The 24,405-nt window shown below is 58.5% G+C and carries 24 protein-coding genes, 1 tRNA gene, 1 pseudogene and 1 other annotated feature; of the genes and pseudogenes, 19 read left to right on the forward strand and 7 right to left on the reverse strand.

The window, feature by feature from the left end:
- The 9 genes from VL003_RS07105 to VL003_RS07145 all read left to right on the forward strand — a co-directional run bounded on the left by VL003_RS07105 (position 1) and on the right by VL003_RS07145 (position 8,254).
- Complete coding sequence (locus tag VL003_RS07105) at positions 1–1,224, forward strand: cyclopropane-fatty-acyl-phospholipid synthase family protein (protein ID WP_325440987.1); 1,224 nt, start codon at positions 1–3, stop codon at positions 1,222–1,224.
- A gap of 27 nt (positions 1,225–1,251) precedes the next feature.
- Positions 1,252–1,842: a chalcone isomerase family protein gene (locus VL003_RS07110; protein ID WP_325440989.1), complete on the forward strand. Its 591-nt coding sequence runs from the start codon at positions 1,252–1,254 to the stop codon at positions 1,840–1,842.
- Between the two features lie 2 nt (positions 1,843–1,844).
- Complete coding sequence (locus VL003_RS07115; protein WP_325441035.1) at positions 1,845–3,155, forward strand: MFS transporter; 1,311 nt, start codon at positions 1,845–1,847, stop codon at positions 3,153–3,155.
- Positions 3,152–3,688 carry a DUF3833 domain-containing protein gene (locus VL003_RS07120; RefSeq protein WP_325440991.1) on the forward strand — a complete coding sequence of 179 codons (537 nt, stop codon included), beginning with the start codon at positions 3,152–3,154 and terminating at the stop codon, positions 3,686–3,688. Before VL003_RS07115 ends, VL003_RS07120 begins: the two co-directional genes overlap by 4 nt.
- 4 nt (positions 3,689–3,692) lie before the next feature.
- Complete coding sequence (locus tag VL003_RS07125; RefSeq protein WP_325440993.1) at positions 3,693–4,475, forward strand: SDR family NAD(P)-dependent oxidoreductase; 783 nt, start codon at positions 3,693–3,695, stop codon at positions 4,473–4,475.
- Positions 4,476–4,477: 2 nt separating this feature from the next.
- Positions 4,478–4,975 (forward strand): nuclear transport factor 2 family protein, encoded by a 498-nt coding sequence (locus VL003_RS07130; protein WP_325440995.1) that lies wholly within the window; start codon positions 4,478–4,480, stop codon positions 4,973–4,975.
- Positions 4,953–6,440 carry a cryptochrome/photolyase family protein gene (locus VL003_RS07135; RefSeq protein WP_325440997.1) on the forward strand — a complete coding sequence of 496 codons (1,488 nt, stop codon included), beginning with the start codon at positions 4,953–4,955 and terminating at the stop codon, positions 6,438–6,440. The genes VL003_RS07130 and VL003_RS07135 overlap by 23 nt, the downstream gene beginning before the upstream one ends.
- Positions 6,441–6,543: 103 nt before the next feature.
- Positions 6,544–7,998: a GGDEF domain-containing protein gene (locus VL003_RS07140; RefSeq protein WP_325440999.1), complete on the forward strand. Its 1,455-nt coding sequence runs from the start codon at positions 6,544–6,546 to the stop codon at positions 7,996–7,998.
- 55 nt (positions 7,999–8,053) lie between these two features.
- Entirely contained in the window at positions 8,054–8,254 is a 201-nt protein-coding gene (locus VL003_RS07145) for a putative motility protein (RefSeq protein ID WP_325441001.1), read from the forward strand.
- Between the two features lie 90 nt (positions 8,255–8,344).
- Here VL003_RS07145 and VL003_RS07150 read toward each other — a convergent pair whose 3' ends face one another.
- The 4 genes from VL003_RS07150 to VL003_RS07165 all read right to left on the reverse strand — a co-directional run bounded on the left by VL003_RS07150 (position 8,345) and on the right by VL003_RS07165 (position 10,843).
- Positions 8,345–8,689: an SMR family transporter gene (locus VL003_RS07150; RefSeq protein ID WP_325441003.1), complete on the reverse strand. Its 345-nt coding sequence runs from the start codon at positions 8,687–8,689 to the stop codon at positions 8,345–8,347.
- Positions 8,686–9,276: a DUF502 domain-containing protein gene (locus VL003_RS07155; RefSeq protein WP_325441005.1), complete on the reverse strand. Its 591-nt coding sequence runs from the start codon at positions 9,274–9,276 to the stop codon at positions 8,686–8,688. Before VL003_RS07155 ends, VL003_RS07150 begins: the two co-directional genes overlap by 4 nt.
- The gene (locus tag VL003_RS07160; protein WP_325441007.1) at positions 9,276–9,797 is read right to left on the reverse strand and encodes a cytochrome b; all 522 of its coding nucleotides are present in this window, start codon (positions 9,795–9,797) and stop codon (positions 9,276–9,278) included. Before VL003_RS07160 ends, VL003_RS07155 begins: the two co-directional genes overlap by 1 nt.
- A gap of 215 nt (positions 9,798–10,012) precedes the next feature.
- Positions 10,013–10,843, reverse strand: a complete 831-nt coding sequence (locus tag VL003_RS07165) for a DODA-type extradiol aromatic ring-opening family dioxygenase (protein WP_325441009.1) — start codon at positions 10,841–10,843, stop codon at positions 10,013–10,015.
- Between the two features lie 368 nt (positions 10,844–11,211).
- On the opposite strand from VL003_RS07165, the gene VL003_RS07170 reads away from it, so the two are divergent.
- Positions 11,212–11,508 carry an acylphosphatase gene (locus VL003_RS07170; RefSeq protein ID WP_325441011.1) on the forward strand — a complete coding sequence of 99 codons (297 nt, stop codon included), beginning with the start codon at positions 11,212–11,214 and terminating at the stop codon, positions 11,506–11,508.
- On the opposite strand, the gene VL003_RS07175 is transcribed toward VL003_RS07170, so the two are convergent.
- The 3 genes from VL003_RS07175 to trxB all read right to left on the reverse strand — a co-directional run bounded on the left by VL003_RS07175 (position 11,503) and on the right by trxB (position 14,568).
- Complete coding sequence (locus VL003_RS07175) at positions 11,503–12,471, reverse strand: alpha/beta hydrolase (RefSeq protein WP_325441014.1); 969 nt, start codon at positions 12,469–12,471, stop codon at positions 11,503–11,505. The genes VL003_RS07170 and VL003_RS07175 overlap by 6 nt on opposite strands.
- Before the next feature lie 356 nt (positions 12,472–12,827).
- Positions 12,828–13,622 (reverse strand): Smr/MutS family protein, encoded by a 795-nt coding sequence (locus tag VL003_RS07180; protein ID WP_325441016.1) that lies wholly within the window; start codon positions 13,620–13,622, stop codon positions 12,828–12,830.
- Positions 13,609–14,568: a thioredoxin-disulfide reductase gene (gene trxB, locus VL003_RS07185; RefSeq protein ID WP_325441017.1), complete on the reverse strand. Its 960-nt coding sequence runs from the start codon at positions 14,566–14,568 to the stop codon at positions 13,609–13,611. Before trxB ends, VL003_RS07180 begins: the two co-directional genes overlap by 14 nt.
- A 44-nt stretch (positions 14,569–14,612) precedes the next feature.
- Between trxB and VL003_RS07190 the strand changes: the two genes are divergently transcribed.
- From VL003_RS07190 to VL003_RS07230, 9 genes and pseudogenes are all read left to right on the forward strand, one after another.
- Positions 14,613–16,973, forward strand: coding sequence for a DNA translocase FtsK (locus VL003_RS07190; protein WP_325441019.1), 2,361 nt, complete (start codon positions 14,613–14,615; stop codon positions 16,971–16,973).
- Positions 16,963–17,583 (forward strand): outer membrane lipoprotein chaperone LolA, encoded by a 621-nt coding sequence (lolA, locus tag VL003_RS07195; RefSeq protein WP_325441021.1) that lies wholly within the window; start codon positions 16,963–16,965, stop codon positions 17,581–17,583. The genes VL003_RS07190 and lolA overlap by 11 nt, the downstream gene beginning before the upstream one ends.
- Positions 17,584–17,588: 5 nt before the next feature.
- On the forward strand, positions 17,589–18,893 hold the full coding sequence (locus VL003_RS07200; protein ID WP_325441023.1) for a replication-associated recombination protein A: 1,305 nt from the start codon (positions 17,589–17,591) through the stop codon (positions 18,891–18,893).
- Positions 18,894–18,949: 56 nt separating this feature from the next.
- Positions 18,950–20,299: a serine--tRNA ligase gene (gene serS, locus VL003_RS07205; protein ID WP_325441025.1), complete on the forward strand. Its 1,350-nt coding sequence runs from the start codon at positions 18,950–18,952 to the stop codon at positions 20,297–20,299.
- 79 nt (positions 20,300–20,378) lie between these two features.
- A tRNA-Ser gene (locus VL003_RS07210) sits at positions 20,379–20,469 on the forward strand.
- A 337-nt stretch (positions 20,470–20,806) separates the two neighbouring features.
- Positions 20,807–22,009 (forward strand): annotated as a pseudogene (locus VL003_RS07215) (IS3 family transposase).
- Positions 21,040–21,156 (forward strand) — a sequence feature (AL1L pseudoknot). Its footprint overlaps the pseudogene before it by 117 nt.
- A 681-nt stretch (positions 22,010–22,690) precedes the next feature.
- Positions 22,691–23,053 carry a DUF805 domain-containing protein gene (locus VL003_RS07220; RefSeq protein WP_325441027.1) on the forward strand — a complete coding sequence of 121 codons (363 nt, stop codon included), beginning with the start codon at positions 22,691–22,693 and terminating at the stop codon, positions 23,051–23,053.
- 82 nt (positions 23,054–23,135) lie between these two features.
- Positions 23,136–23,918, forward strand: coding sequence for a 3-hydroxybutyrate dehydrogenase (locus VL003_RS07225; protein WP_325441029.1), 783 nt, complete (start codon positions 23,136–23,138; stop codon positions 23,916–23,918).
- Between the two features lie 150 nt (positions 23,919–24,068).
- On the forward strand, positions 24,069–24,405 hold a 337-nt coding region (locus VL003_RS07230), incomplete at its 3' end, for a YaaA family protein (protein ID WP_325441031.1).

Here is a 24,405-nt window from a genome sequence, read left to right on the forward strand (position 1 = left end):
ATGAACACAACCAGTTCCACACGTCTCTCATTACCGTTGCCCGCGGGACTGCCCAGTGCGGCGCGCCATGGCCTGCGCCTGCTCCAGCGTCTGCAGCATGGCACGCTGCATCTGGAATTACCCGACGGCAGCACCCTCCAGTTTGGCCCTGGTGGCCCACCGCACGCCAGTCTGCACCTGCACGACTGGCGGGTGTTTGGCGCGGTGATGCGCTCGGGCGACATCGGTCTGGCCGAGGGCTATATCGCCCAGGACTGGAGTACGCCGCAGCTGACCGATCTGCTGCTTTTGCTGATGGCCAACCGCCAGGAGTTGGAGTCGCTGGTCTACGGTACCTGGTGGGGGAGGCTGGCTTACCGGCTGCGGCACCTGCTTAACCGCAATACGCGCAGCGGCAGCCAGCGCAACATCCACGCCCATTACGACCTGGGCAACGATTTCTACCAATTATGGCTCGACCCCAGCATGAACTACTCGTCTGCGTGGTTCCAGGGCGATCTGACGGGCGATTTGACCGAGGCTCAGCACGCCAAGACGCGCCGGGCCTTGCGCAGCGCCGGGGTGCAGCCTGGCAGCCGCTTGCTGGAGATCGGCTGTGGCTGGGGTGCGCTTGCCGAGATGGCGGCGGGTGAATTCGGTGCCCGGGTTACAGGCGTGACGCTGTCCACCGAGCAACTGGATTTTGCCCTGACGAGGATGCGGGTGGCCGGCCTGACGCAGCTCGCCGACCTTCGCCTGCAAGATTATCGAGATATCCAGGACGAGCCGTTCGATGCTATCTGCTCGATTGAAATGGTCGAGGCCGTTGGTCAAGCCTATTGGCCCAGTTACTTCGGCACGCTGGCGCGGCTGCTCAAACCAGGTGGCCGCGCCTGTGTGCAGAGCATCGTCATTCATGACGCGCTGTTCGAACGCTACGTGAAGGGCACGGACTTCATCCAGCAGTATGTTTTTCCGGGCGGCTGTCTGCCCAGCCCCTCGCGCTTTCGTGCAGCGGCTCGGGAGGAGGGGCTCCGCGTTGTCGAGGAGCTTGCCTTCGGAGCCGATTACGCCGAAACGCTGCGCCGCTGGCACCGCCACTTCACGCAGCAGCGTGCCTTGGTGCGGGCGCAGGGCTTCGATGCGAAGTTCATGCGCGTCTGGGAGTTCTACCTTGCGTACTGCGAGGCGGCCTTCGACAGCGGAAATATCGACGTGGTGCAGTACACGTTGGTGAAAGATTAAACCCATAACCACAGGCGCCCGACAAACATGTATCGCATTTCGCTGTCATCGTTGAAACGATTGACCCTTGCCGGCATGCTCGCTGTGCTCAATTCCGGCGCACTTGCCGTCTCTGGCGCAGTAGCCGAACAAGCGACAGCCCCTCCCGCTTTCGTGCATCAGGCGCTCGACGGAGCGGCCCTCTCGGGCCGGGGGCAGTTGCGCTTTTTTGGGCTGCGCATCTACGACGCTCAGCTGTGGGTAGGAACGCAATTCAAGGCGTCAGATTTCGGTGCCTATCCGATGGCGTTGGAACTGACCTATTACCGCGCCTTCATAGGCGCGGCTATCGCCCAACGCTCTGTCGAGGAGATAGAGCGCGAGGGTGAGCTGACGCCCGAGCTGGCCCTGCGTTGGCAAAATGCTTTGGCCGCAGTACTACCGGACGTCGAGCCTGGCGACCGCCTGACCGGTGTATATGAGCCCGGGTTGGGAATGCGTCTATGGCGGGGCGACCTGGCGCTGGGGATGATCGAAGACGCCGAACTGGCGCGCCGCTTCTTTGGCATTTGGCTGGGGCCGAATACGTCCGAGCCAAGTCTGCGCCGTGCTTTGCTGGCGCGAGAATCGGGAAGTTAATGATGACCAGAACGATGCCATGGGGTTCGGCTCGGGTGCTGCCGTTTCGGGCAGGTTTGGCGTACGGGCTGTTGGGTCTGCCACTGGCATTTGCAGCGCTGCCGCTGTACGTGGTGCTGCCGCACTATTACGCGAGTGATCTCGGTTTGCCGCTGGCCACCGTTGGAGCGCTGCTGATGCTGGTGCGGCTCCTTGACGCAGGAGCCGAACCGCTGCTGGGGCGTATGAGCGACCTTTTGTATCACCGCAGCGTGTCTGCCGTGCTCTGGGTGGCGGGTGCTGCGGCATTACTAATATGGGCGGGAATGGCCGGTCTGTTTTTTCCCTTGGTGCAGGGCTCTGCCGCTCTGGCGGCGTGGATGGTGGTAGGGCTCTTGTTCACCTGTCTGGCCCACAGTCTGCTGACCATTGCCCATCAGGCCTGGGGCGTGCGCCTGGGGGGCGATGCACTGCAGCGCAGCCGTATCGTGGCTTGGCGCGAGGGGCCGGGTCTGATTGGTGTGGTCACTGCCAGCGCGCTGTCGGTGGCATGGGGGGGCGGCACGATGTTGGGCGCGTTTGCACTGTTGCTGCTGGCCGGCTGGTTGATGCTGTGGCGTGCGCCGCGCCCGCCGCTTGCGGACGCGCCCTGCGAGGGACGGCGGGCCGCCCAATCCCGACTCTGGCAGCCGCTGGCAGAGCCGGAGTTTCGCCGCCTTTTGGCGGTCTTTCTGTGCAACGGCATCGCCAGCGCCATTCCCGCCGCTCTCATGCTGTTCTTTGCTCAGGACCGGCTGCAGGCTAGCCAGCCTCAAATCGCGCTGTTTCTGGTGCTGTATTTCGTCAGTGGCGCACTGTCCATGCCATTGTGGGTTCGGGCCGTGCGCCGCTTCGGCCTGGAGCGAGCGTGGCTGGCCGGCATGCTGCTGGCGGTGGCTTGCTTCGGCTGGGCGGCCGTTCTAGAGGGCGGGCAGGTGGCGGCCTTTGTCGTGATCTGCGTGCTGTCGGGCGCGGCGCTGGGCGCTGATTTGGCCGTGCCCGGCGCGCTACTCGCCTTGCTGATCGAGCGCCACGGGGCGCAGGGCGTCAATGAAGGCGCGTACCTGGGCTGGTGGAATCTGGCTACCAAGCTCAATCTGGCGCTGGCCGCCGGTGCCACGCTGCCGTTGTTGCAATGGCTGGGTTACACGCCTGGCAGTGAGGATCCGCAGGCCTTGCAACGCTTGGCCTGGACCTACGCGCTGTTGCCCTGCGCCCTCAAGCTGACGGCGGCCGGTTTATTGCACCGACTGTTGATTGTTCCTCGTAACTCATTCCAAGGAGTGACCTCATGATCTCTCGCCGCCGAAGTTTGTTGGCCTTGTTGGCAGGAGCCGCCGTGCTTGTTGGTTGCGCCGGCCCCAAGGTCAGCGACTATGCTCAGCAGCGACCTCTGTTGGAGCTCGATCGCTATTTCAATGGACGCATCCATGCCCACGGCATCTTCCAAAAGCGTGGAGGCGAGGTGGTGCGTCGCTTTGTCGTCGTCATGGACTGCCGTTGGGAAGGCAACCAGGGCGTGCTGGACGAAGCCTTTACCTATTCGGACGGCAGCACCGAGCGGCGCATCTGGCGTCTGACCAAACACGCAGACGGGCGCTACACCGGCCGTGCCGATGATGTCGTGGGCGAGGCGCAGGGCCAGACCGCAGGCAACGCCTTTCGCTGGAACTACACGCTGCGCCTGCCGGTGGACGGCAAAGAGTACGAGGTGCAGTTCGATGACTGGATGTTCCTGGTTGATGAGCGTGTGCTGCTCAATCGCGCCACCATGAGCAAGTTCGGCATCACCCTGGGTGAAGTGCTGCTTTCATTCACCAAGGAGTAAGGCCGTGCCGCTCAACTCTCCTATTCTTGATTGGCACGGTAAACGTGTGTGGGTGATTGGCGCGTCCAGCGGCATCGGGCGTGCAGTCGCGGCACTGCTGCATGCACGGGGCGCACTGGTCTATGTGTCGGCGCGCAATCGGCAGCTGCTTGAGACTTTCGTGCAGGAGCACCCCGGCAGTCAGGCATTGACGCTGGACGTGACCGGCGCACAAGAGGTCGCGTGCGCCGCACAACAAATTTTGCAGGACGGCCCGCTCGACCTGGTGTGCTATTGCGCCGGCCACTACCGTCCGATGCAAGCAGACATGCTGGATCTGCCTGAACTCCTGCAGCATCAGCGCGTGAACGTCGTGGGTGCACTGCACGTGCTGGCCGCCGTGTTGCCCGCCTTGCTGCAGGCGGCCCAGGCAGGGCGAACACCGCACCTGAGCCTGGTGGCCAGCGTTGCAGGGTGGCGCGGCCTGCCACAAAGTCTGGCTTACGGGCCCACCAAGGCGGCGCTGATCAATCTGGCAGAAAACCTGTTTCTCGACTTGCGCCCCAAGGGCGTGGGAGTCAGCCTGATCAACCCCGGCTTCGTCGACACCCCATTGACTGCGCAAAACACGTTTTCCATGCCTGCCTTGATGGCGCCCGAGGAGGCAGCTGTCGCCATGGTGCGCGGGTGGGAGCGCGGGAGCTTCGAGGTGCAGTTCCCCAAGCGGTTCACGGCTGTACTCAAGGTCGCGCGCTGCCTGCCGTACCGCTGGTATTTCCCCCTTGTCCATCGCTTCACAGGGCTGTGAGCATGCCTGGTTTTTCTGCTCTTGACGATCAAGACGTGCACGGCGCCGTCCGGCGCCTGGTGGCGTTGTACGAGCAACTTTCGCCTGCTCAGCTGTCCAGCCTGGATACTTTCTACGCTCCTGATGCACACTTTAGGGATCCCTTCAATGATGTGCGAGGCGTGCCAGCCATTGCGCATATTTTTGCCCACATGTTTGCCACGCTGGATCAACCGCGCTTTGTCGTCACACAGCACATCGTGCAGGGAGACCAAGCGTTCTTGTGCTGGGAATTCCACTTTCGCATGCGGCGTTGGCGGCGCCATGTCGACCAATGCGTTCATGGAGCCACCTTGCTGCGCTTTAATGCGAAGGGGAGAGTGATACTGCACCGCGACTATTGGGACGCCGCCGAAGAGCTCTACGAAAAAATCCCGCTGCTGGGGGTACTGATGCGCTGGCTTCGCAAGGCAGCTTCCGCCACAACCAAGGATTCCAATGCCCACCATCCACGATCTTGAGGCTTCCATCAAAGCACCGAGCGCCCTGGTGTGGCTGCGTCGAGACTTGCGCTGTGATGATCATGCCGCCCTTTATTACGCGCTACGCAGGTATTCGCGGGTGTATTGCGCGTTTGTGTTCGACAGCGATATTTTGAACGCTCTGCCCAGCCGCCAAGACCGGCGCGTCGAGTTCATCCATGCCAGTATCCTGGGACTGCACACGGACTTGCAGCGGCTGGCCGCACAAAATGGTGCGCCCGGCGGCGGACTCATCGTGCGCCATGGTCCGGCACAGGAGTGCATTGTTCGGCTGGCGCTTGAGCTCGGCGTTCAGGAGGTGCTGGTCAATCGCGACTATGAACCCCAGGCCATTGCTCGCGATCAACGTGTTTCCCGGGCTTTGGACCAGGTGGGTATCGCGTTCAGCGACTACAAGGATCAGGTTCTTCTCGACCGTGACGAGGTGCTGACGCAACAAGGAAGCCCCTATAGCGTATTCACCCCATACAAGCGCGCCTGGCTCCAGCGCTTGGACGCCTATCAGCTTAAACCTTACCCCGTGGCACGCTACGCCCACCATCTCGCTGCACCGCCCACGAACGAGCCCCTGCCGTCCTTGTCGGACCTGGGGTTTTCTCGCAGCAATCTGCTCGAATTGCCCGTGCCCACGGGGACTCGGGGCGCACAGCAGTTGCTGAGGGATTTTATGCCGCGTATGGCGGCCTACCAGGAAGTACGCGACTATCCCGGTCGAAAGGGCGTGTCCTACCTGTCAGTGCATCTACGCTTCGGTACGGTTTCCATCCGCCAACTGGCGGCACTCGCAGTAGCGCAGGCGGCCCAGGGTTGCGCGGGTGCGCAGACCTGGTTGTCGGAACTGGCATGGCGCGATTTCTACTTCATGATCCTTTGGCATCACCCTCGGGTGGTGACGCAGTCGTTCAAGTCCGATTATGACCATGTGCAATGGGACGAGGCGCCCGAGCTGTGGCTGGCCTGGTGCGAAGCGAGAACTGGATACCCATTGGTTGATGCGGCAATGCGCCAGTTGCGGCAAACGGGCTATATGCATAACCGCCTGCGCATGGTGGTGGCCAGTTTTCTGACCAAGGATCTGGGCATCGACTGGCGGCGGGGTGAACGTTTCTTTGCCGATCACCTGAATGACTACGATCTGGCTGCCAACAATGGCGGCTGGCAGTGGGCTGCTTCAACTGGCTGCGACGCCCAGCCCTGGTTTCGCATCTTCAACCCGGTCACGCAATCGAAGCGTTTTGACCCGGAGGGCGCGTTCATACGTCGTTACTTGCCCGAGCTGGCGCGGGTGCCGGATACCCACATTCATTTTCCCGCCGCCATGAAGCCCCACGCATTGGCGGCCTGTAGCCTGCGTCTGGGTGTGGACTACCCACTACCTGTCGTAGATCACGCACGTGCACGAACGCGCACGCTGTTGAGGTTCTCGGCTCCGGCTTCTGGTTAATGTAGGTTTAAATATCGCAAAGGCGTCGGCCGCGCGTGTTTCGCGCTACGTCTGTCTGCGTCTGGTTGTAAACTGGAAGGTTTATTGCTTCGAATTGTCGTTTATGGATCAAACCCTTGCTGCGCGTTCGGCAATAGGATGTCGTCGCGCGGGTGTATATGCGTTGGTGTTTGCCGTCGTTTGGTTTCTTGTGGTCGTCGCGCAGGCAACTGAGCCTCTGTTCGCTTCAGTATGGCTTTGGCCGCTCGACGCCGTGCTGGCGGGACTGTTGGTGCGCTACAGGTTGGCTATCCAACCCGTGCTTTGCTGGCTGCTCATTGGTGCAGCGTTAGTTCTGGGTGCGTACTCGTGGGACGGCTCTTTGAACGAGGCCGCTACATTTGCGATGGGGCATGGCTTGCCAATTTGGGTAGCGTGGTCGGTGTTGGTGCGCGCCGACGTTCTCGATGGGCTTCGTAAACCAGAATCAACCGTTCGAGTACTGATTGCGGGCCTGGTTGCGGCGCTTGTCGGCGTTGTGGTGGCCCTGATGCTGAACCCGTCGCAATGGGGTATGGACCCACTGGGCCGTGGAACGTTCAATGCGTTTCTGGGTCAGTGGCTGGGTTACTGTACTTTGCTTCCCGTCATTTTGCTGCTCCCTGGGTCCCGAGACCGGCGGCTAAGCTCTCGATTTGTCCTGCCCACCCTGTCCAGGGCAGGGGCGTTACTCATGCCGGTTTTGGTGCTGTTTCTCGGCTTGGTTTTGTATTTCACGCTTCGAGGTCCGGGCGGGGTGGCGTTTCTAATTCCGGGCCTTATTTACGGGGTGTTCGTCTATCAGTTAACCACCACCGTTCGGATGAGCTTGATCGCCGTCATGGTCGCGATTCTGGGCCCAGGCCGTTTGGGCTTATTCGTTGACGGCACTTGGCCGCTGGGCTGGGAGGGAAGTTGGCCGATGGCGTCGTTGCAGATCGGCTTGTTGCTGTCCGTCGTCATGCCGTTGCTGCTATCCAGCTTGCTGGCAGCTCGAAATGACCTGATTGCCGCGCTGAACGTCGCGCTGGATCACGACGACCTCACCGACGCGCTTTCGCGCAGCGCCTTCGTGCGCGGCACGCAAGAGTATCTTCAGCAGCTGCCGGCAGCCAAGCACGGTAATGCGCTCATGATGCTCGATATCGACCACTTCAAAGCATTGAACGACAACCACGGACATGCGGCGGGCGACATCGTGTTGCGTGAATTCGCACGCGTCATCAAGGCGACAATTCGGCCGGGAGACTTGTTCGGCCGTCTCGGGGGCGAGGAGTTCGGCGTTGTACTGCCCAATACGTCCGTTCAAGACTCTCTGGTGGCCGCCGAGCGGTTGCGCCGCGCAGTCGAATCGATTCGACTGTATTACGATAGCGACGAACCATTGCAAATTTCCGTTAGCATTGGCGCCGTCCATACATCGCAGGCGCCGCGCGCCACCCTGGATGAACTGATCGAAATTGCCGATGAAGCCATGTATGAAGCCAAGCGTGGCGGGCGCAACAGGGTGTGTCTATCTCAGGGCCGGTTGCGCAGCTGACTTTGCCAATAGTAGAATGGGCTCGATCCAAGCCCTCAACCCGCAAAGGAAACCCATGAGTATGTCTGTTGAAGCCACTGTTGGCGCTGCCGTTGCTCTGCAAAATTTCAATGTGCACCAAGAGGCGCAAGCGAATCTGCTTCGCAAAACGCTCGATATCAAGACGCAGCTTGTCACCGACGTGTTGGCGTCCATGCCTTCCACCACGCTGGCCACCAGTGGCTCATTGGGAACCAACATCAATACCTACGCCTAAGCGCCTGTAATACTTAGGTAGCAAAAAGCCCGCATTGCGGGCTTTTTGCTTTGTGTCGGCGCGGGTGCCGATTCAGCTCCACGCGACACTTTAATGGTGAATCGTCTTTGAAAACAGATTTACGATCAGTACGCCCAGAATGATGAAGCCCAGGCCGATCAGGGCGGGCAAGTCTAGCTTTTGACCAAAAAGCAGGTAACCGACCAGCGAGATCAATACGACCCCCAGGCCGCTCCAGATGGCATAGGCCAAACCTACCGGCATGGTTTTGAGTACGATCGATAAAAAGTAGAAGGCGGACAAATAGCACGCTGCCATGGTCAGCGTCGGTGCAAACTTCGTAAATTGCGCCGACTTCTGCAGCATGGTTGTGCCGATTACCTCGAGCACAATGGCCATGCCCAGGGCGCCGTAGGCCGTAATGATCGATTTCATGGCTGGCCGGTGCGCGACATCCAGGCAATCAACGACGAGCGCATCACTTCTTCTACCGACATGTCGATGGGCTGAACCCATTCGACGGGCACAAAAATAGTGTAACCACCGATCATGTAACCCATGGGCAAATACACGCCGACGCGGTTCTCTTTCGTGAAGCCTTCGGGCAGGTCGTCGAGATTCTTTCGCGTAACCAGGCCCACCATTTCGATAGGCTGACCCGGAACGCGCAAAACAACCACCTGCTGTGCGCCTTGCGAGCCACCCGGAGAAAAATAGTCGGCAAAGCTTTTGACCGATGCGTAAATGCTTTTGACGACCGGAATATTGTTGAAGGGCAGCTCGATGATGGTCACCATGCCGCGTATGCGCCGATGGGAAAGCAGATAGCCCACCAAGATAATGAATATTACGGCGCTGACCAGCCCCATGCCTGGTATGTAGATGTCGCCCAGCAGGCCGCCTACGAGCGTATAGGCCAGTGTTTCGCTCCAGGCCAAAAACACGTACAGCAGGTATACGGTAAGGGCCACCGGCAAGATGGCTATTAGCCCCCGTATGAAATACTTGGATAGTTTTTTCATCACAGCATGCGTTGCAGCACCCCGTCTTTTTTGACCAGGCCGTGATACAGCGCAATGGCAATATGCCCCACAACAAGCGCCAGCAGGATCCAGGCGATGGGTGAATGCAATTCGCCCAGGCTTGCCAGCCAGGGTACTTCTGGGCCTTTTGCCACCAACTGAATGCCAAAGGGGGCGAGGCCGTGGCCATTACCAACCATATACGTCATGCCTGTGATCGGCATCAGCACAATGCCGGCGTACATCAGGCCGTGCCCAAGCTTGACCACGAATGCGGTCGCCGGATCCTGTTCCGGACGGTTTCCCCTTTGCTTGCGCGCCCAGATAAGCCTGAGTATGACCGTGAGAAATATCAACGCGCCAATGGAAATGTGCCAGGGCACAAGCGTCTGGCCGATCCAGTGCTCGCCTTCGTTGATGCGGTCGAAGAACTTCATGCCTTGCCAGACCAGCAAAATGACCATGGCCCAGTGGAAGAATCGCGAGACACTGCCGTAGCGTTGCTTCGAATCGTCGATCATGGGTGGGCGCTCCTTGTTGTTCGAAGGGGAATTGCAGTCGCCGTATATTGGCATATACGGCGTCAGTTATCTACCCTGTTTCTGTGGCTAGGCGATACTTTCTACGATGCCGCCTTCTACCCTTGGTGCTGCACAGGTCGAGCCGATGACGCTACGGCGGTGCTTCTTGGAAGGTGAATAATAATTAAATTTTTCTGGGGTCACGCATGTAAGGGTCAGCCGAACCGGAAGGCTGAAAGTGTGGTTTTCATGATCACTTCTGAATAGACCTTGCGGCCGGGCGACGTGTCGGCGGCACCAGCGGCTACCAGAAGCGGAATCAGATGTTCTTCTCCGCCGGGTGGGTGGCAGTGCCGGGCATAAGGGGCCTGTGTCCAATCTTGCAGCAGGGCCGTGCGTTGTTCTGGTGGGCTTTCCACCGCGGTGGTAAGCCATTCGTCGAACTCGGCCGAAACGGGCGTGTAGCGAGGGTCGCCGTAGCCGCGCATATTGTGAAAGCTCATGCCGCTGCCAATAATCAACACGTTCTGGTCGCGCAGCTTTGCAAGCGCTTGGCCTGCAGCCAAATGAGCGGCGGGGTCCATGTCCTGGCGCAGCGACAACTGAACTACCGGTATGTCGGCAGAGGGAAACACCAGTTTCAGCGGAATGAATACGCCGTGATCAAAGCCGCGCCCAGCATCCACCCCTGCCTGCAGGCCTTGTTCATTCAGTAGCTGTGCTGCTTGTTTGGCCAGGATGGGGTCTCCGGGGGCCGGGTAGGCAATTTCGTAGGTGTGCGCCGGAAAGCCGTAATAGTCGTAAATGAGCGATGGCCGTGCATGGCCGGTAAGACTGAAATGGGGTTCAAGCCAGTGGCCCGACACCAGCACGATGGCGGAAGGCCGAGAAGGCAAGGTGCTTTCAATCTGCTTAAGGAAGCCGGCCATGTTGTCCCAGGTGTCGGCGGGGTTCCAGTCCATGAAGAAACAGGGGCCGGCGCCGTGGGGAATAAAAAATACGGGCATGCGGCCGTTTTTTGCACCCGGGCTTCCAGGGTTGTTCATGGCGAAAACCTCAATGAATATAAGATGAGATTAGTATCGCACGCGTTTGCTGCGCATGAGCGTACCGCTTATTTCGCCATCCGATTCATTGCCCCGCTTGGTCCCGGGCCTTCGCAAAGACGCTGCCATAAAAAAACGGGCCTTGCGGCCCGCTGAAGGTACTACCAGAGCATATGAAAGGGCTTTGCCTGTCCGTTTTTTGCGTCCAGGCAAGTTCACTATAACTAGAAGCAACTTCCGAGTTTTTGCGTTCGGTCAAACAACTGGCGTTTTAGCGGCACAACGCAAGCCTGTAAAGGCGATTCTCATTCTCATGAAAGCGAGTACATCTTGGCACCCCGCCATAAAGTATTGGTTAAAATTCCGGCATGAAAAAGTTAGGTATCAAGCACGATATTGAAACACTCGACGTTCGGATTACCGGACGCGTGCAGGGCGTGGGTTTCAGGGCGGCCACTGTCAGACAAGCCCATTCGCTGGGCGTAACGGGCTGGGTTCGCAATGCGTCCGACGGTTCTGTGGAAGCGTTAATACAGGGTGAGCCCGAACAAGTCGACCAAATGCTGTCGTGGCTGCATCGCGGCCCCGTTCAGGCGCTGGTGCGCGAGGTCGCACACCAGCCCAACCACACCGAACGGCACTACGAAAACTTTCAGCAGCTATAGGCCCATTTGCTTCAGGGCGGGCAGGCCGGCGATTCCGTATGGGTTGGCCAGGGTTTCGGCGATTTCAAAATGGTTGTAGCCTGCCCCTTCGATCAGCTCCACCTGTTTACCGGCTTTTTCAACGGCCGCCGCAAAGTCTTTGCTTTGCCGAATAAACTCGGGGGTTTCAAGGTCGCCATACACCAGGATTAGCGGGGTGTTTAGTTGGTCGAGGTGTCGCTGGGGGCTAAGTTTATGCTCGATCTCGTCGGTAAAAGCGACGTAATTGCTGCGCGACGACAGGCGCACCGGCTTCAGGTCGAACATGCCGCTAATTAATACGGCGCCCTTGATGACGTCGGGCGGAAGGTCAAATTTTTTCCAGTCGGTGGTAACCATGACCCCGGCAAGATGGCCGCCCGACGAATGCCCCGAAAGATAAATACGGCTACTGTCACCCCCGAATGACTCCGCATTTTTGTAAACCCAAGCGATCGAGCGCTGTATCTGTTCGCTCATCGGTATCAGGCTGCCATCGTTTTCCAGGACATTGGTAAAGTCTGGAATGACAAAGTGGGCACCCCTGCCAACAAAAGGTTCAGCAAGAAAGCCGTATCCATTGGCGTCTCCGGCACGCCAGGCGCCGCCATGCAGAAATATGTGTATCGGAGCATTTGGCTCGGTAGTTGCGTACAGGTCCAGTGCTTCAATTTCGGCATCACCGTACGAAAGGCGTTTGGGCTTTCCCAGTCGTTCGCGTGTCAGGTTGCTATTGCTGCCATAGCGGGCAATGACCGTTTTGATGTTTGGTGCGTAGTTCGACTGGTTGTACACCTTGTCGAGCGTTTTCTGGTCATAGTCCAGCCAGACCTTGCCGGTCGCTGCCGAAGCCGAACCGCCCAATGCCAGGGCGGTGGCGGCCAGCCCGGTGCCGATCATGTGGCGACGTCCAAGGTTGATATCGTGACGAAAAAACTGGGGCATGGCGAGTCTCCTTTGCTTTTTGCAGTATTGATATTCTTCAGGTGGTACTGTGTGAATATAAATCGTTTGCCTGCTAAAAGCCGTAAGAAGGTCTTCAACACACCGTATTTGCACTAACTAGGTGCATTCCCTAAGTGTGTCATGTAAAAGAATGGTGCAAAATGCCGTCCATGCAGGTGAGGAGACAAAGCCCTGCATGGGCACGCCGGAATTACCGGCGCACAATAATAGGCAACACCCAAAAAAAATATAAAACTCACCAAAACCGGCGATTTATCGCCGGTTTTGGTGTTTTGGCAGGTGCGAAAAGCCAGAGCGCGCGTCTCGCGCTACGCCGCCGCCCCGTCCACATTTGCTCAACTGTCGTTTGCACGAAGCAACACCAGTACGGCTCCTGCGCCGCCATCGCGCTCCGCGCATTCCACGTAGGCCATCACGTCTGCAATTTGAGTTAGCCAGCGTCTTACGGTTTCTTTCAACACCGGCGTGTTGTCTTTCGACCCATAGCCCTTGCCATGTACGACGCGTACGCAGCGTATTTGGTGCTCGATGCATGAGCGCAAGAATGCGTCGAATCTTGCACGGGCTTCGTCCAGCGTCGCGCCGTGCAGATCCAGGCTGGCGCCTATGGGCCATTTGCCTTTAGCCAGGTTCTTGACCAGGTCCGGTCCGTGGTTTGCCTGCACGAAGCAGGTCGGGTCGCCGACGAGCTTGGGCGAGGTGTAATGGTCAGAGACTTGAGGCAGTGCAGCCGGCTCGTTGCCCGAGGCGCGCTCGCGCCGTTGTATAAGCACTTGTTTGGGCGCGACGGGTACGGGGGGTAGCAATGCCCGATTGGGAGCCGGCAATCGTTGCACTGACTTGACCACTTGCCTGAACAAGACCCGGTCGGCGGGGTCAAGCAGCTCTGCCGGGTCGGTGGCCAAGAGGTTGCCGGTGTGCGGATTGCTGCCGGCCGGGGTAAGCACCGTGTCAGCGACGGGTGCGGGACCGCCCGGCGGGGGACCGCCCGGCGGCATGAAGCCACGTTTTTTTCGTTTGTTATTGGTGGCCGGCTTGGCGGCGGCCTTGTTCTGGGCGGGCTTGGCGGCCTCAAGGGTTTGCTTGCGCAACTGCTTGAGGTCGGCCAGGCCCGGCTTATTCGCTCGCATTCTCCAGCCAGCGCTGGGCGTCAAGGGCCGCCATGCAGCCCGTGCCGGCACTGGTAATGGCTTGGCGATAGACGTGGTCTTGCACGTCGCCGGCGGCAAACACGCCCGGCACCGAAGTTTGCGTGGCCATGCCTTGCAAGCCGCTGCGGGTAATGATGTAGCCGTCTTGCATGTCGAGCTGGCCTTCGAATATGCCGGTATTGGGTTTGTGCCCGATAGCGATGAACACACCGGTAACGGCCATGTCGGTGGATTCGCCCGTTTGATTGTTACGCAGACGAGCGCCGGTTACGCCGGAATCGTCGCCCAAAACCTCTTCGAGTTCGTGGAACAGCTTGAGCTTCATGTTGCCGTTGGCAACCTTGTCCATCAGTTTGTCGACCAGTATGGGCTCGGCGCGGAACTTGTCGCGACGATGAACCAAGGTAACGGTGGCGCAGATATTCGACAGGTAAAGGGCTTCTTCGACAGCCGTATTGCCGCCGCCAACCACAATAACATCTTGTTTTTTATAGAAAAATCCGTCGCAGGTGGCGCAGCCCGACACGCCACGGCCCATAAAGGCTTGCTCAGAGGGCAGCCCAAGATACTGGGCTGATGCACCGGTGGCAATAATAAGGGCGTCGCAGGTATAGACGGCGCCGGTGTCGCCGATAAGGGTAAAGGGCCGCTTTGACACGTCGACACTGGAGATGTGGTCGTGAATAAGCTCGGTGTCGAAGCGTTCAGCGTGAGCCTGAAAACGCTGCATCAGATCGGGCCCTTGCACGCCTTGGGCGTCGGCGGGCCAGTTATCCACGTCGGTGGTGGTCATAAGCTGACCACCTTGTTCGAGGCCGGTAATAAGGGCGGGCTTCAGGTTGGCGCGCGCGGCATATACAGCGGCGCTGTAGCCTGCCGGCCCCGAGCCCAGGATCAGAACTTTGACGTGTTTGGGTGTGGTCATTGCAGAAAATCCTAAAAAGACATCCAGCCAATTATAATGAGTCCATGGCTAGATTACCTGCTGCTTCTTCCCGCTCTTCCCGCAACGTACGCAACGGTCCATCGCCGTTGCAATCCCGTCTCTCAGGGCTGGCGCGCGAGGCGCGCTGGATCCTCTTCGCCGCGATGGCAGCCTGGCTCGGTCTGGTTCTGGCTACCTGGTCGTCCAGCGACCCGGCCTGGTCCCATTCCGTTCAAGCGTCAACCATTGCCAATGGGGGCGGCGTTCTGGGCGCTTACGTCTCCGATCTGTTGCTGTTCTTGTTTGGCTATGCGGCCTGGTTATGGGTGGTGCTGCTGGCTCAGCGGGTTGCGGTCGGGTTTTACCGGCTTACGGGCGTATTGCTGCCCGACTCCAAGGCCGCGTTAGTGCTTCCTCGCGTACGCTGGGAGGTCGCCCTGGGTTTTTTCCTGCTTCTTATAGGAGCCATGGGGCTTGAATCCATGCAGCTTACCTCTCTCGGGGCACACTTGCCGGGCGGGGCGGGCGGCGAGCTTGGCAAACTGCTGGCCGGCGGAATGGTGCAGGCATTCGGTGCTACCGGCTGCACTTTGTTGTTGCTGGTGTTCATGGCGGTGGGGGCCAGCCTGTTTTTTGGGTTTTCCTGGCTGCACGTGGCCGAGCGCCTAGGCCGGGGTATTGAAAAAACCCTACGCCGTCTGCTCGAGTTCAAGGCGGCCCGCGAAGACCGCCGCGTGGGCGTGGCAAAAAAGGCCGAGCGCGACGAAAGTGTGGTGGCAAAGCAAGAGCAGCTGGTTCACGAACAACCGGTTCGCATCGAACCCGCCATTGTTTCGGTGCCCAAGTCGGTACGGGTCGAAAAAGAAAAGCAAAAAACCTTGTTCGCAGCGCCTCAGGCCCCCCACGGCGGCGGCGATCTGCCCGCCATCAGCCTGCTTGACCCGGTTACTGAACAGGTTGAAACGGTTTCGCCGGAAACCATCGAATTCACCTCGCGCCTCATCGAAAAAAAGCTTTCCGACTTTGGCGTGAAGGTGGTGGTTGTGGCAGCCCAGGCAGGCCCTGTCATTACCCGCTACGAAATCGAGCCTGCCACGGGCGTCAAGGGCAGCCAGATCGTCAATCTGGCCAAAGACCTGGCGCGCGCTTTAAGCCTGGTCAGCATCCGGGTGGTCGAAACCATACCCGGCAAGAATCTGATGGGTCTCGAACTACCCAATCCCCGCCGCCAAATGGTCAAGCTGTCTGAAATCGTGGGGTCGCAAACCTATTATGCGGCTTCGTCGCAGCTGACCATCGCGCTGGGCAAAGACATTGCCGGCAACCCCGTCGTGGCCGACCTGGCCAAAATGCCCCATTTGCTGGTGGCGGGTACCACCGGTTCGGGTAAATCGGTGGGTATCAACGCCATGATCCTGTCGCTGCTGTACAAGGCCGACGCCTCGCAGACCCGCTTGATACTGATTGACCCAAAAATGCTCGAAATGAGCGTCTACGAAGGCATCCCCCATTTGCTGGCGCCTGTGGTCACCGACATGCGCCATGCTGCCAATGCACTTAACTGGTGCGTGGGCGAAATGGAAAAACGCTATCGCCTCATGAGCAAAATGGGTGTCCGTAATCTGGCCGGCTATAACGCCAAGATCCGCGAGGCCCAAAAGCGCGAAGAGCCTATTCCCAACCCGTTCTCGCTTACCCCCGACGCGCCCGAGCCGCTCGAGACCCTGCCTACTATTGTGGTGGTTATTGACGAGCTCGCCGACCTGATGATGGTGGTGGGCAAGAAGATTGAAGAGCTCATTGCCCGGCTGGCCCAGAAGGCGCGCGCCGCGGGCATTCATCTTATTCTGGCTACTCAGCGTCCCAGTGTCGACGTCATTACAGGCTTGATCAAGGCCAATATTCCTACGCGCATTGCCTTTCAGGTGTCGTCCAAAATCGATTCCCGCACAATTCTGGATCAAATGGGGGCTGAAACCCTGCTTGGTCAGGGCGACATGCTGTACATGCCGCCGGGCACCGGCCTGCCCACCCGGGTTCATGGTGCCTTCGTGCACGACGACGAAGTGCACCGTGTTGTTGATTACCTGAAAGAGCAGGGCGAACCCAACTATGTCGAGGGCCTGCTTGAAGGCGCACTCGAGGGCGAAACCGGCGACGGCGTGGGCAGCGTTACCGGCTTTACCGACACCGAGTCCGACCCTTTGTATGACCAGGCGGTAGCCATTGTGCTTAAAAACCGCCGCGCGTCGATTTCGTCGGTGCAAAGGCATTTGCGCATCGGTTACAACCGGGCCGCGCGCCTGCTCGAGCAGATGGAGCAGGCGGGCATGGTCTCGGCCATGCAGGCCAACGGCAACCGCGAAATCCTCGTTCCGGCCGGAGAAACCACCAATGCCGATTAAACATTTTTTGGCCGCTGCCGCCTTGGCGCTGGCTCCTGTTGCGGCTTTCGCCGCCGATGCACCTGCGCAGCTTAGCAAGTTCGTTGGTAATGTGGCATCAGCTACCGGCGACTTCACCCAACAGACCAGTGGCCAGGCGCAGTCAAGGCCCGAGCAGTCGGGACAGTTTTCTTTTCAGCGGCCGGGCAAGTTTCGCTGGCATGTCAAGCACCCGTACGAGCAGCTTATTGTGTCCGACGGGCAAATGGTGCTGCAGTACGACCCCGATCTTGCGCAGGTAACCCAGCGTTCGGTCGATCAGTCCATTGGCACGTCGCCGGCTGCCATTTTGTTCGGCTCGGGTTCGCTCGAAGATTCATTCGACGTGAAGCCGCTGGCCGATGACGACGGTCTGCAGTGGCTCAGGGCCGTGCCTCGGGGGGCGGATGCGGGCTTTACTCATGTTGATATCGGGTTTCGCAACGACCTGCCCGCCCGCCTGCTGTTGCTCGATGCGTTCGGGCAAACCACCCGTATTGACCTATCCAATATTCAGGCCAACCCCAAGCTGCCTGAGTCCCAGTTCCGGTTCACGCCGCCCGACGACGTCGATGTCGTGAACATGCGGTAGGGCGCATGGCCGATCTTTTTTCACACGAGCCGGTCGCTCCGCTTGCCGAGGCCTTGCGACCCCAGACGCTTGACCAGGTTATTGGGCAGTCGCACTTGCTGGGCCCGGGCAAGCCGCTACGGCTGGCGTTTCAGTCGGGCAAACCGCACTCCATGATTCTGTGGGGTCCGCCGGGCGTCGGAAAAACCACGCTGGCACGCCTTACTGCCAAAGCTTTCGATTGTGAATTTATCGCCTTGTCGGCCGTGTTCTCGGGCGTAAAAGACATTCGTGCCGCCATGGAGCAGGCCCAGCACAACTTGTCGCTCGGCAAGCAAACCATATTGTTCGTTGACGAGATCCACCGTTTCAATAAGTCGCAGCAAGACGCCTTGCTGCCTTACGCTGAATCGGGTCTGGTCACTTTTATCGGCGCAACCACCGAAAACCCTTCGTTTGAAGTGAACTCCGCCCTGTTGTCGCGGGCACAGGTGTATGTGCTGAAGTCGCTTACCGACGACGAGTTGCGCCAGCTCTTTGAAACGGCGGCGCAGTCGTCCACGCTCAGCTCGCTTGGTTTCGAGACGTTGGCGGTTGATACCCTTATCGGTTATGCCGACGGTGATGCCAGGCGCTTTCTGAATTTGCTCGAGCAATGCAGCACGGCCGCCCAGGCGGCAGGCGTCAGCCATATCGATGCAGCGTTCATCGAGAACGCGCTTACCCTGAATGCCAGACGTTTCGACAAGGGCGGCGACAGCTTTTACGATCAGATCTCGGCCTTGCATAAATCGGTACGAGGCTCTGACCCCGATGCCTCGCTTTACTGGCTGTGCCGCATGCTCGACGGCGGGGCCGACCCGCGCTATTTGTCACGCCGCATTATTCGCATGGCCTGGGAAGACATCGGCTTGGCCGACCCCCGCGCCCTGCAGATTGCCAACGATGCGGCGCTAACCTACGAGCGGCTGGGTTCGCCCGAGGGCGAACTGGCGCTGGCGCAGGCGGTTATTTATCTGGCCGTGGCGGCAAAGAGCAACGCAGGCTACATGGCGTACAACCAGGCGCGTGCTTTCATCAAGAAAGACAAAAGCCGCGAAGTGCCTGTGCATTTACGCAATGCGCCCACCAAGCTCATGAAAGAGCTGGGTCATGGGCGCGAGTACCGTTACGCGCACGACGAACCGCATGGCTATGCCGCAGGCGAAACCTATCTGCCCGAAGGCATGCCGGCCCCCGGCTGGTATCGGCCTGTTGCGCGGGGCCTGGAAACCAAGATCGCCGACAAGCTGGCTTTTCTTAAAAGCCTTGACGACGAAGCCCGCAAGTAGGCCTCCGGGTAAAATCAGCCCAATTTTTCTTATTTTTAAAGTAAACATCGACCAAAATGCTAGACCCCAATCAGCTTCGCAAAGATATGCCCTCCGTCGTCAGCGCGCTTCAGCGTCGCGGCCTCGCCTTTGACGTCGAGCGGTTCAATGCGCTTGAGGCCCGCCGCAAGGCCGTGCAGGTCGAAACCGAAACATTGCAAGCGCGCCGCAACGCCGTCTCCAAGCTGATTGGTCAACTTAAGTCCAAGGGCCAGGACGCCACCGCCGAAATGGCCGAGTCGCAAGCCATACCCGCCCGCCTGAAAGACCTCGAAAATGACCTGGCCCAAGTGCAGGAAGAGCTTCACGACTGGTTGTCGACACTGCCCAACCTGCCGCACGAAAGCGTGCCTGCCGGCGAGTCAGAGGCCGACAACGTTGAGGTTCGGCGCTGGCTGCCAGGCGAGCCCGGAAGCGACGGCAACCCCGCGCCACTGGGTTTCGAGCCTCAAGATCACGTCAGCCTGGGCGAGCCGCTGGGCCTTGATTTTGAAGCCGCCCGAAAATTGTCAGGTGCGCGCTTCATGATGCTGCGTGGGCCCATTGCCCGCTTGCATCGCGCTCTGGCGCAGTTCATGCTTGACCTGCAAACGGGCGAGCACGGCTATCAAGAGTGCTACACACCCTATATTGTGAACAGCTCCACCTTGTTCGGAACCGGCCAGTTACCCAAGTTCAAGGACGACATGTTCTGGGTAACCAAAGGGGGCGCCGACCACGACTCTGCCGAAGGGCAAGACGCTGACGAACGCGAAGACCTCTACCTAATTTCCACCTCTGAGATCACGCTGACCGGCTCGGTGCGCGATTCCATTGTGCCGCTGGCCGACTTGCCCATGCGGCTTACCGCCCACACCCCGTGCTTTCGTTCCGAAGCCGGCAGCGGCGGACGCGACATGCGCGGCATGATCCGTCAGCACCAGTTCGACAAGGTCGAGATGGTGCAGATTGTGCATCCCGATAGTTCTTATGACGCTTTGGAAGGCATGGTGGGGCATGCCGAGGCCGTGTTGCAGCGCTTGGGCCTGCCGTATCGCGTCGTGCTGCTGTGCGGCGGCGATATGGGCTTTGGCGCGGCTAAAACCTACGACCTCGAGGTATGGCTGCCTGCCCAGAACACCTGGCGCGAAATTTCATCGGTCTCCAATTGCGAGGCTTTTCAGGCGCGCCGCATGCAGGCCCGCTACCGTCCCGAAAAAGGCAAGCCCGAATACCTGCATACATTGAACGGTTCCGGCTTGGCCGTGGGGCGTGCCTTGGTCGCTGTGCTGGAAAACCACCAGCAACAAGACGGCAGCGTCATTGTGCCCGAGGCCTTGCGCCCATACATGGGTGGGCTCGAGCGTTTGGCGGCCGCCAATTCCTAGCTAAAAAATTTAGCACTGCGGCCCAAACAAAAGCCAATTTTTCTATGCTAGAATGCTTGGCTTGACCGCAGTCATACCAGGAGAGGTGGCAGAGTGGTCGAATGTACCTGACTCGAAATCAGGCGTACGGTAACCCCGTACCGTGGGTTCGAATCCCACCCTCTCCGCCAAACGCTCTAAGTCCTTGTTGTTAAAGGATTTATAGCAGAAACGGCTTCAAGAAGGTATACCAAAAGGTGTATCAATCTTGAAGCCTTTTCTATTTTCTATAGCGTCAACGTCATTACGTGCGCTTCTTTGTTCCTACTGCGCTTCAGGAACATTTCGGCAAAAAATACCTGTTTTTCCCATTGGGAACCGGAGCAGGTCATGAGGTGAGGCTCAGGGCCCACCAGATTGCCTACAACCTCACAAACACTTGTAATGAATTGCTGGAAAATCTGGCAATGAACAAGCCACGCCTACAGCAAGCACAACAAGTTTTCCCCTGAAGTACGTGAACGCGCGGTGCGCCTGGTGCAGGAGCATCGTGACGAATATCGGTCGTTGTGGGCGGCTGTCGAGTCGATTGCGCCGAAGATCGGCTGCACGCCCACCACGTTATTGGACTGGATTAAACGAGCAGAGATCGATGGGGGTGCGCGCCCCGGTGTGACGACAGAGGAGCGCGAGCGACTCAAGGCGTTAGAGAAGGAGAACCGCGAATTGCGGCGAGCCAACGAGATTTTGAAGTCGGCCAGCGCTTTTTTCGCCCAGGCGGCGCTCGACCGCGAACTGAAGAAGTAAACGCCTATATCGATCAGCATCGGGACCTGTACGGGGTCGAGCCGATCTGCAAGGTTTTGCAGGTCGCCCCGTCAGCCTACAGGCGGTATGCCGCCCGGTGTCGCAATCCCCAGCGGCGCAGTAATCGCGCCCAGAAGGACGAACAGTTAAAGCCGCAGATTCATCGAGTCTGGGAGCAGAACTTTCGAGTCTATGGTGCTCGCAAAGTCTGGAAGCAGTTGAATCGCGAGAGCATTCGCGTGGCGCGATGTACGGTCGAACGCCTGATGGGCGAGCTGGGGATCTAAGGGGTGCGTCGTGGCAAGCGGGTTCGCACCAGGGTGCCCGATAGCGCGGCAGCCTGTACGCAAGATCTGGTACGGCGCCACTTCGAGGCGGATCGTCCGGCTCTGGGTAGCGGATTTCACGTACGTTTCTACTTGGCAGGGGTGGCTATATGTCGCCTTTATCATCGACGCATATGCCAAACGCATAGTCGGCTGGCGCGCTTCCAGCAGCATACGACGGATGTCGTTTTAGATGCGCTTGAGCAAGCTGTGTACGACCGGCAGCCAACGCAATCGGATGAGTTAGTCCACCATTCCGATCGCGGATCGCAAGGTGGATTCAAGTGGTCGTTGCAACATCTCAGGAAAAGAGGTGTTATATGGGACGACCTAAAGGTTGGGTAACTGGGCAATACCGGAAGTGCCTTACGATAATGCATTGGCCGAGACCATTAACGGCCTGTACAAGACAGAAATGATTCACCGCCGGGCGCCCTGGAAGACCAAGGCTGCGGTGGAGCTGGCCACGCTGGAATGGGTGTCGTGGTTCAACCACCAACGCCTATTGGGATCTATCGGCGACATTCCGCCAGCCGAAGCCGAAGAGCGTTACTATCGAGAACTCGCAGCACCGGCTGCGGAACCTGTTTTACTTTAACCAAACAGCCTCCGCGATTTCCGGGTTGATTCAAACACCGTCCTGGGCGAATCTCCCACATCGATAACAAGGCGAGTTTTCATTATTGATTTTCCGTGCAATAGTGTTTTGTTTAAGGACACCCGGGACTTCATATTGGGCGTAGTAGTGTAAAAACTGTCGTTTTGTTGTCTGCTTTGCGCTGCTCATGGCTATGACTGCACATGGCCGAACACGGTCCTTCACAGCAATCTCAAGTCGGTATCAAATCCGACAGGTATTGCCCAATTAAGTCTGGGTTTCTACAGGTAAGTCTACGCTGGCCGTCGCCAGAACGTGTCGGGCGATGGCGGCTTCGTCATCAAGATACTTTTGAACTGGCCGCAACATCGATCTCAACGCAACTTCCGCCAAGAACACGCAAAAATGCCCCTTTCGGGGCGCTTTTGCTTTCTACGCAATAGGTCGCTGTCGGGTGGGACGGAATTGATGAATTGTCGGCGCTGATGCTTGCCTGGCGGAGTCGTGGAGGAAGACCGCACTGGGCTCATATTGTTTGGCACGACAGCGAATTTTCCCATTGTCGTAACTGAAAATTTTATGTACATTTGGTAATGTTTTGTTGTTAATGACGGCCTGGAGTTACCCAGCCGAAATAACGCCCTTGCTCTACTTCCATTTACCTTATTAAGGCAATAGCTAATGAACTTCAGCACCGCGATTTCTACATGCTTGTCAAAATATGCCACATTCAGTGGCAGGGCGACCCGGAGCGAATTCTGGTGGTTCTATCTATTCACAGTATTGATCAGCTGGGGTGCCAACATCGTGGGCGTTATTACGTTCGGGTCAGGCGGAGAGCTGTTCGGTACGTTCGTCTCGTTGCTGTTCTGTATTCCGGCTATCGCTGCAGGAAGCCGTCGTTTGCATGACATCGGACGAACCGGATGGTGGCAGCTTTTGATGCTGACAGGTATAGGCGTCATTTTGTTGATTATTTGGTGGGCCAGTGATTCGAAGCCGGAATCCAATAAGTACGGTGGTTACGTAGCCGTCAGCGCTTAACCTGAATGCGTCGTGTGCTAGGTTTAAACTAGCACTGGCCGCCGGCCTGCGCCGGCATGAACGACGCACATGGGGATAAAGCATGCTTGACGGTAAACGCGCAGTAATTACGGGCTCGACCAGTGGAATCGGGTTGGGCATCGCCCGCGAACTGGCTTCCAATGGGGCCGACGTGGTCATCAATGGTTTTGGCGACCCCCGGGCGATTGAAAAAGAACGGGTCAATATCGAGCTTGAATTCGCTGTAAAGGCGCATTACATCAATGCCGATCTGAGCCGTGGCGATGCCACCCGTGCATTCATCGATGAAGCCGCCAGTGTTTTGGGCGGCATCGATATTCTCGTGAATAACGCCGGTGTGCAACATACCGACCTTATCGAAGATTTTCCCATCGAACGCTGGGACGCCATTATTGCCTTGAATCTTTCTGCCGTGTTTCATGGCACGGCCGCAGTGTTGCCCTATATGAAGAAGCAGGGCTGGGGGCGCATTATTAATATTGCTTCGGCTCATGGGCTGGTCGCTTCGCCGGCCAAGTCGGCTTATGTGGCGGCCAAACACGGGGTGGTTGGGCTTACCAAGGTAACCGCGCTTGAAAATGCGGGTAACGGCATTACGGTAAACGCCATTTGCCCCGGCTGGGTACGCACACCGCTGGTCGAAAAACAGATCGAAGCCATCGCCAAAGAGCAGGGCATCGACCTTGATGCCGCGGCGCGGCGATTGTTGGGTGAAAAACAGCCTTCGCTGCAGTTTGTCACGCCCAAGCAGCTAGGAGGCGCGGCGGTGTTCCTGGCCTCGGAGGCGGCCGAGCAAATGACGGGCTCGGCCATGTCGATTGACGGAGGCTGGACGGCTCGCTAAGGGCTACGCACCATTGCCTTTTGGCGCCGCAGGGATCGCGTATAGTGTAGGCCGATAAAGGCGTACCAACCCATGGGTGCGGGCATGTTTGCACGCGGGGCTGCCCAAGGTAATACGCCGCGGTCACATGGATGAAAACAGGTAAACGAAATGCTCTTGCTATTGTCTCCCGCGAAAAAACTTGATTACGACTCTTCTGTACGCAGCACGCTGCACACCCAGCCGCTGTTTGTCCAACAGGCTGCCGCGCTGATCGGCGTGCTAAAAGAAAAATCGGCCAGCGAAGTTGCGGCACTGATGAAACTTAGCGATGCGTTGGCGCAGCTTAATGTCGAACGCTACGCGGCCTGGACGCCCAAGTTCACCCAGACAAATTCGCGCCAGGCCGTATTGGCCTTCAACGGCGATGTCTACGAAGGCCTGGACGCGCCTTCGTTGTCTGACGAGCAACTGCAGTGGGCGCAAGAGCACGTGGCGATACTTAGTG

The sequence above is a fragment of the Pusillimonas sp. genome, assembly GCF_035515275.1.
Taxonomy (GTDB): Bacteria; Pseudomonadota; Gammaproteobacteria; order Burkholderiales; family Burkholderiaceae_B; genus Pusillimonas.